Origin of the sequence: Psychrobacter sp. TB55-MNA-CIBAN-0194, assembly GCF_040309505.1 — a bacterium.
In the GTDB taxonomy this organism is placed as follows: domain Bacteria; phylum Pseudomonadota; class Gammaproteobacteria; order Pseudomonadales; family Moraxellaceae; genus Psychrobacter; species Psychrobacter fozii.
The window spans coordinates 1-259 of the sequence record NZ_JBEOOW010000474.1 but is presented as its reverse complement, the minus strand read 5'-3'; the positions used below and the strand labels follow the sequence as shown (position 1 = coordinate 259).

The following is a 259-nucleotide window of genomic DNA, read 5'->3' as shown; positions in this document are numbered from 1 at the left end:
ACAGTATACAAATGATTTTTTAATCGTTGTTGAAAAATAATTGTAGAAAAGGGTGGATGTATTGAAAAGAATATTGTCGGTGGCACTGATGACCGTGTTAGTCATACAGTCTAGTATATTAGGAATCTTGCCTTTAGCAGGGGCACAAGCTAAAGACATTCAAGAGAATATTTATGGGAATATTGAGTTTGCTGATAGCGAAGGCAACAAGTTATCAAGCATAGAAGATCAGCAAGTTAGAAAGGCCATTGTGCATTGG

At 36.3% G+C, this 259-nt stretch carries 1 protein-coding gene; it reads left to right on the top strand.

All coding sequences use genetic code 11. From position 1 onward, the window contains the following. Window positions 1-79: 79 nt before the first annotated feature. Window positions 80-259: hypothetical protein (locus AAEY75_RS15950; protein ID WP_352260141.1), on the top strand; the 180-nt coding region annotated here is incomplete at its 3' end.